This window comes from Caulobacter sp. S45, assembly GCF_903642205.1.
GTDB lineage: Bacteria > Pseudomonadota > Alphaproteobacteria > Caulobacterales > Caulobacteraceae > CAHJWH01.
Map to the genome: position 1 here is coordinate 1 of NZ_CAHJWH010000188.1, position 5421 is coordinate 5421.

5 protein-coding genes are annotated in these 5421 nt (G+C 67.6%); all 5 read right to left on the reverse strand.

Annotated elements, in window-relative coordinates; translation table 11 throughout:
* Window positions 1-800, reverse strand: an 800-nt coding sequence (locus HUV06_RS14445) for a P44/Msp2 family outer membrane protein (protein WP_174301951.1), incomplete at its 3' end; no start/stop codon positions are given.
* Window positions 801-1161: 361 nt separating this feature from the next.
* Window positions 1162-1911, reverse strand: coding sequence for a glycosyltransferase (locus HUV06_RS14450; RefSeq protein WP_256430087.1), 750 nt, complete (start codon window positions 1909-1911; stop codon window positions 1162-1164).
* 88 nt (window positions 1912-1999) lie between these two features.
* Entirely contained in the window at window positions 2000-2935 is a 936-nt protein-coding gene (locus HUV06_RS14455) for a glycosyltransferase family 2 protein (protein ID WP_371811086.1), read from the reverse strand.
* A complete protein-coding gene (gene thrS, locus HUV06_RS14460; RefSeq protein ID WP_174301952.1) occupies window positions 2932-4902 on the reverse strand; it encodes a threonine--tRNA ligase in 1971 nt (656 codons plus the stop codon). Before thrS ends, HUV06_RS14455 begins: the two co-directional genes overlap by 4 nt.
* Complete coding sequence (yidD, locus tag HUV06_RS14465) at window positions 4899-5150, reverse strand: membrane protein insertion efficiency factor YidD (RefSeq protein WP_254601162.1); 252 nt, start codon at window positions 5148-5150, stop codon at window positions 4899-4901. The genes thrS and yidD overlap by 4 nt, the downstream gene beginning before the upstream one ends.
* Window positions 5151-5421 lie beyond the last annotated feature (271 nt).

Genomic DNA, 5421 nt, shown 5'->3' on the forward strand with positions numbered 1-5421 from the left:
CCGAGCGCATAGCGCACGCCCAAGGTCAGCGTCTGGTCGCGGTAGTGGCCGCGGAAGCTGCCCGGCTGGAGGTCGCCCGAACCCACGGTCCGGAAGCGGAAATCCGAGGTCTCGAGCCAAGTGTACTTCAGGTCGACGTTGAGGCGGTGCGTCGCATGGTAGCTCAGACCTGCGAAGGCCTGATAGGCGAAGGCGACGTCGTTGGTCTTGATCGACAGCGTCTGGTTGGCGGCGTCGCCCGCAGGCACGTTGGCGAACTGGCCGTAGTCGCCGACTTCCGCACGCGCCGCACCCACGCCACCACCGATGAAGGGGTGGATGATGTACTGCGGCATGAAGTCATAGATGCCATTTGCCATGCCGGTCGTGACATTGAAGTGGCCGTGGGGCGCGAGGCAGGTCGTGGTGGAGCCGACACCGCAAAGGCCGATCGGCGGATAGCGGTCAGCCGAGCCGATGAAGCTGCGGGTCTGAAGGTCGCGGTAGCCACCCTCCAGTTCCACGCGGAAGCTCGGCGCGACCTGATAGCCGATGCGGCCGAAGGCGGACCAACCCCCGTTGTGGACCTCGCCCAGCTTCCAACCGAACGGGCTGCCCGTAGCGTCGTCGTTGGACGAGTGGGTGCTGATGCTGTTGTTATAGAGCTGGTGCCAGCCGCCATCGATGCCGACGTAGAAGCCGTTCGGCGCGGGCGGTGACACGACGTCCATGTTCAGGAAATCGAACCCTGCGGCCTGAGCCCCCGAGCCGGCTGCGAGGACCGCAGCTAGGGCGGCTCCCCCCAAAAGTGCTGTCTTCATATGTAGAGCCCTCTTCTGCCCTTAGCGACGGTCGAGACCCTCGACCTGAACGAACGTATAGCAAGGTTTTGGTGACGACACAGTGTCGCAGCCGCCACACCGGCAAGCTTTCACACAGGAAATACAAGCGATCCGATTAACGAAAGCTTGGATCACACGAACATCGCCGGTCACGCCATAGGGTTGCCCCTGATCGCGCAATCCGGCGCCGCCGCGGCGCCTGTCCCGTCTCCTCGGTCCGAAGGTTTCCCTCGCCCCATCCCTACGCCGACAGGAATGCTGCGTCTGCCCTGCCGTTCCCGACCGGAGCAGCTCTTCTGTGCACTGCGGCATTTTGGCGACAACGAGGCCGGACGCAAGGTCAAAGTTCTCGCACCTCGCCTGGCGGTCGCGCCCTGGCGTTCAGCCACAGCACCCCGGCGAGATCGGACACGGAGGCGCGCAGCCGACCAAGATTGGAGTACTTGGAGCGACCTGTGGTGCGCGCCCGGTGGCCGACGTCCTCGAACAGGACCTCGAAACCCTCACGGAGCATCAGGGCGGGCAGGAAGCGGTGCATGTGATCGAAGTAGGGCAGGCGCAGATAGGCCTCACGGCGCATGGCCTTGAGGCCGCAGCCAGTATCGTCGGCGCCGTCACGCAGAAGCCGTCGTCGCAGCCCGTTGGCGGCCCGTGACCCCCAGCGTTTTGCCGCGCTGTCCTGACGCTTCGCGCGGCGTCCGCTCACCATGCCGAGCTCGGGTCCTCCGGCGGACAGGCGCGCGGCGAGGCGGGGGCCGTCGGCGGGATCGTTCTGGCCGTCCCCGTCCAGAGTGACGACGATGGCGCCGCGCGCAGCGAGCACGCCGGTGCGGATCGCCCGACTCTGGCCCGCATTGGCCCCATGGCGCAGCACCCGCAGCTGGGGCAGCTCGCCGCGCAGAGCCTGGAGCCGCGCGGAGGTCTCGTCACGGCTGGCGTCGTCCACGAACACGATCTCGTGGGGGTAGGCGGCGAAAGCCGAGGCCACCTCGCGCGCCAAGCCGGCGCAGGCGCCCTGCTCGTCGAACATGGGCGCCACGATCGAGATCTCGACGGAAGGCGGCGCGGGGGTGTCGCGGGTGGGGTTCACGCCCGCTCATAGCGGCTTTCCCGCGGCGAGGTGAAGGCGGAGCGATCGCCCCCGTGCTCAAGGCGCACGAGCTCCGTGGCTCCGCCCGTCAGCGACGCCGTCTAAGACGGAGCAGCGGCCGCAGCACCGACACCAGCATGATCAGGGGCGCAAGAGCGTAGGCCAGCAGCAGCCGGCGCGGGTTGTCGGCTCGCTTGCGGAAGTAGCGCACAAGGCCCAGGCCCTTGAAGAACTCCACCTTCAGGGGCGAGGTGTGGCTGGTGGAGCCGACATGCACCACCCGGGCCATTGGGGCGAACAGCACCCGCCCGCCGCTCCGGCGCATGCGCCAGCAAAGGTCCACGTCCTCGACGTGCAGGAAATAGCCTTCGTCCAGCCCTCCGAGCCCGGCATAGTCGTCGTGGGTGATGGCGAAGCAGGCCCCGGAGATGGTGGGGACGGCGAGCAGCTGGCCTGGCTCCGGATCGTGCTCGTGGTGGATTTCGAATCGCTCCAGCCCCCGGGCAGCCTGGGACAGGCGGGTGAGGCTGATCAGCGCCGTGACCGGCGTCACCTCGCCCCGGCGGGCGCCCCGCTGCTCGGCGCCGTCGACATTCAGGATCCGGGCCCCCACCAGCCGTGGGGCCGGCGTCGCGTCCACCGCCTCCACCAGGGCGGCGATGCAGCCGGGCTGCAGGAAGGCGTCTGGATTGAGCACGACCAGGATGCGCCCGTGCGCCGCCTCGCCGCCCATGTTGCAGCCCCGCGCGAAGCCGACATTGCCGTGGCCGCGGAAGATGCGCATGCGGCGATCGGCGCCGGCGGCGGCGTCCTGGATCGCCTCTTCCTCGCCGGTCGAGCCGTTGTCGATGAGGATGAACTCGTCCACCAGCGGCTCGGCCAGCACCTTGGCGATGCTGTGCTCCAGCGCCTCGCCGGTGCGGTACACCACCATGACCACGGTGACGTCCGCCTGCAGGGAGGTGGGCACCACGCGCGCCTTGGTGATCAGGCCTCCGTTCAAAGGGCGGACATAGGTGTTCACGCGTCCTCCAGCACCGGCTGCGGCTGAGGCGCGGAGGCCTCCGAATCGCCAGCCAGGTCCGGAGGCAGAGCCTCTTCGCCCAGCTGGGCGGCCGCAACGTCCAAGGACAAGATCGTCTGGCGGTCCGATCCGAAGCGGCGGAGCGCCAGCTGTCCGGTCTCGGCCTCCTTGCGACCGACCACCGCGATGACGGGGACCTTGGACAGGCTGTGCTCGCGAACCTTGTAGTTGATCTTCTCGTTACGCGTGTCGGTCTCAACCCGCAACCCGGCGGTGCGCAGGCGTCTGGCCGCCGCGTGCGCGTAGTCGTTGGCGTCGGACGTGATGGTGGCCACCACCACCTGCACCGGCGCCAGCCATAGCGGGAAGGCGCCGGCGTAGTTCTCGATCAGGATGCCTATGAAGCGCTCGAAGGAGCCCAGGATCGCCCGGTGCAGCATTACCGGCCGCTGCTTGGAGCCGTCCTCGGCTACATATTCCGCGTCCAGCCGCTCGGGAAGATTGTAGTCCAGCTGCAGCGTGCCGCAGGTCCAGGTCCGCCCGATGGCGTCCTTGACGATGAAGTCGAGCTTCGGCGCGTAGAAGGCCCCGTCGCCCTCGGCGATCACGGGCTCGACCCCGGCCTTGCGCGAGGCGGAGAGGAGCACGCCCTCCGCCTTGTCCCAGAAGGCGTCCGTGCCCACGCGCTCTGTCGGCCGTGTGGCGAGGGCCACATGGTGGGTGTGCAGGCCAAGGTCGCCGTGGATCAGGCGGGTGAGGCGGATGAAGCGCTCCGTCTCTTCTTCAATCTGGTCCTCACGGCAGAAGATATGGGCGTCGTCCTGGGTGAAGCCGCGCACCCGCATCAAGCCGTGCAGCGAGCCCGACGGCTCGTAGCGGTGGCAGGCGCCGAACTCGGCCATGCGCAACGGCAGGTCGCGATAGGACTTCTGGCCCATTTTGAAGATCTGCACGTGGCCCGGACAGTTCATGGGCTTGAGCGAGAGGACCTCGCCCTCCTCCGTCTCGCAGACGAACATGTTGGGGCGGTACTTCTCCCAATGGCCGGACTTCTCCCAGAAGGAGCGGTCCAGCACCTGGGGCGTCTTCACTTCGCCATAGCCGGCCGCGTCAAGCCGGCGGCGCATATAGGCCTCGAGCGTGCGGTAAAGCGTCCAGCCCTTGGGGTGCCAGAAGACCATGCCCCGCCCTTCCTCCTGGAAGTGGAACAGGTCCATGGCGCGACCGATCCTGCGGTGGTCGCGGCGTTCCGCCTCCTCGATGCGGTGCAGGTAGGCTTCCAGGTCGGCCTCGCTGGCCCAGGCGGTGCCGTAGATGCGCTGGAGCTGGGCGTTGCGATGGTCGCCGCGCCAGTAGGCGCCCGCCAGCTTGGTCAGCTTGAACGCCTTGCCCACGAAACGCGTCGACGGCAGGTGCGGCCCGCGGCAGAGGTCCTGCCAGTCGCCCTGGTGGTAGACGGTGATGGTCTCGCCGGGCGGGAGGTCGGCGATGATCTCCGCCTTGTAGGCCTCGCCCATGGCTTCGAACCGGGCGGAGGCGGCCTCGCGGCTCAACACCTCGCGGGTGATCTTCTCGTCGCGGTCCACGATCTCGCGCATCCTGGCTTCGATCCTGGGCAGGTCGTCCAGGCTGAAGGGCTCATCGCGGGCGAAATCATAGTAAAAGCCGTCCTCGATGGAGGGGCCGATCGTCACCTGCGTGCCGGGGAACAGCTCCTGCACGGCCTCGGCCATGACATGGCTGGCGTCGTGGCGGAGGGTTTCCAGCAAGGCGGGATCGTCTCGCGTTAGGATTTCCAGCCTTCCGCTGCGCTCCAGCGGGCGATCAAGATCGAGCATGACGCCGTCGAGCCGTACCACGGCGGCCTTCTTGGCCAGGGACTTGGAGAGGCCCTCAGCGATGGTCCGGCCGGTCACACCTTCGGCGAAGTCTCGAACGGCGCCATCGGGGAACTGCAGCTGGATCATGCTTCACACTTCAGGGCCGCACGGTCGCCCGGCGGCGGATCATAGCCGGAGTCGCCGAACGGCCGGCAGCGGCAAACCCGCCTGACCGCCAGTACCCCGCCCTGGACAGGCCCGTGGCTGACCAGCACCGCAGCCACATACTCTGAACAGGACGGCAGAAAGCGGCAACTGCGTGGCAGCCAGGGCGAAATCACGCCCTTGTAGAGCCCGAACAGGCCTCGGACCAGCCGACGGTAAGCATCAGCCACACAGACGCCCTCGTGCTACTTCGGTGGGGTCCGCGCAGCCTGGGCGACGCGAAAGGCGCGAGCAGGGGTAACATGGGTACAGCGGACGGGGCCACCCCAGGCTCAGGGTTGCATTCCGGCCAGCAAGACGGTGACGGCCTCCGACAGGCCCTGGGCGGCATAGGAGAGAGATCGCGCTTGTACACCCTTCAATGTAGATTGCAGCCGCTCGACCAGGTTCGGCGATCCAGACGCTCCCCTCCCAGCGACCCAAGCGCGACTTGATATCGAA